This is a genomic window from Diaphorobacter sp., assembly GCF_050251835.1.
Classification (GTDB): Bacteria; Pseudomonadota; Gammaproteobacteria; order Burkholderiales; family Burkholderiaceae_C; genus JBFXIE01.
In genome coordinates, this window is record NZ_JBFWLZ010000006.1 from 119,257 (window position 1) to 121,064 (window position 1,808).

Below are 1,808 nucleotides of genomic sequence, written 5' to 3' on the forward strand. Positions count from 1 at the left end.
ACGCGCTGGGCGGGACGTAGCCCGCCGCAGCGTCTGCGCCGCTGCCGAAGAAGTGGTTTTCCATCTGGCGGGCCAGGTATTGGCGGGCGCGGGCATCGGCCAGGTTCAGGCGGTTTTCGTTGACCAGCATGGTCTGGTGCTTGAGCCAGTCGGCCCATGCCTGCTTGCTCACGCTTTCGTAAATGCGCTTGCCCAGTTCGCCGGGGTAGGGCGGAAAATCGAGGCCATCGGCTTCTTTGCCGAGTTTGATGCAATGGACGGTACGTGCCATGAAGTGATTCCTTGCGCAGACTTCAGAGAAAGAAAAATAAGGGGCTAACGTCTTGTTGATTCCGTTTGCCGCAGTGTTTGCGGGCAGCTTGCGTAGCGCCGTGTGGTGTTTGGATGCACGGCAACACCGGGCATTCGAAGTCCTCTCAAGAGCAGGCGCGGGACTTTATCAAGTTTCCCCCGGCAACGGCCTGTGGCGGCGGACATGTCCCTGCCATTCTGGCCGTCGTCCGCGCACCCTGGGTGTGCGCGCACAACTCTATCGGCGCACCTGCAGGGCGCTGGGGTTGACGATGTTGGTCGGCGTGCCCTTGATGTAGTTGACGACGTTGTCGAAGGCGGCGCCGAAATACAGCTCATAGCTGTCTTGCTCCACATAGCCGATGTGAGGCGTGCAGATGCAATTTTCCAGCCGCAGCAGCGCGTGGCCCTGCAAGATGGGCTCGCTTTCAAAAACATCGACGGCGGCCATGCCGGGGCGCCCGCGATTGAGGGCGGCCAGCAGGGCGTCGGGCTCCAGGAGTTCGGCGCGCGAGGTGTTCACCAGCAGCGCGGTGGGTTTCATGCAGGACAGGTCTTCCAGCGTGACCACGTGCTGCGTTTCTTCGGTCAGCCGCAGGTGCAGCGACACCACGTCGCATTGCGAGAAAAAATCCGCCCGGGTGTTGGCGACCTGCAGACCGTCGCTGAGCGCCTGCGCGCGCGAGGCTTCGCGGCCCCAGACCCTTACGTTCATGCCAAACGCACGGCCGTAGCCCGCGACGATCTGCCCGATGCGCCCGTAGCCCCAGATGCCCAGGGTCTTGCCGCGCAGCACTGTGCCCAGTCCGAAGTTGGGCGGCATGGACGCGGCGCGCAGGCCCGATTGCTGCCAGGCGCCGTGCTTGAGGTTGGAGGTGTACTGGGGCAGGCGGCGCATGGCCGCCATGATCAGCGCCCATGTCAGCTCTGCGGGCGCCACGGGGGAGCTGACCCCTTCGGCCACGGCAATCCCATGTTCGGTGCAGGCGGCCAGATCAAGGTGCGCACCCGCGCGGCCGGTTTGCGATATGAGTTTGAGCCGCGGCAGCTTTTCCACCAGCTGCCGCGTGATCTGCGTGCGCTCGCGGATCAGGACGATGATGTCCGCATCCCGCAGTCGCACGGACAACTGCCCCAGGCCTTTGACCGTGTTGGTGTACACCTTGGCGGAGTAGGGATCGAGCCGCGCCGCGCAGTGGAGCTTGCGCACTGCATCCTGGTAGTCGTCAAGAATTACGATGTTCATCTGGTTCGGTGCATTTCACTTGCATTCTGGCTATCACGGGGGGGCGATGCGCTGGACTGCTTGCATTGCCGGCAGCCACATCCGTGCCCTGAGCGTGCGTTCAGCCAAAACGCCAGTCAGGCATTGTCGTTGATGACCGTGCGTGTCTTGACTTGTTGCAACTCTGCGCTACACCTTTGTCGTGATGAACACAAGCTTACACACGGCTGCGGTCCTGCTGGACGATGATTCGGGCACTGCCGCAAATTTTTGGATCATGGCGTAATGCAAG

At 62.5% G+C, this 1,808-nt stretch carries 2 protein-coding genes; both read right to left on the minus strand.

Annotated features, from left to right (window positions below):
- Positions 1–271: oxidative damage protection protein (locus AB7E35_RS04060; protein ID WP_428163217.1), on the minus strand; the 271-nt coding region annotated here is incomplete at its 3' end.
- Between the two features lie 258 nt (positions 272–529).
- Entirely contained in the window at positions 530–1,537 is a 1,008-nt protein-coding gene (locus AB7E35_RS04065) for a D-2-hydroxyacid dehydrogenase family protein (protein WP_428163216.1), read from the minus strand.
- Positions 1,538–1,808: the final 271 nt, after the last annotated feature.

Bases quoted from the DNA above. Each gene is read 5' to 3' on its own strand.
- AB7E35_RS04065 (WP_428163216.1), bottom strand. From the start codon at position 1,537: ATGAACATCGTAATTCTTGACGACTACCAGGATGCAGTGCGCAAGCTC.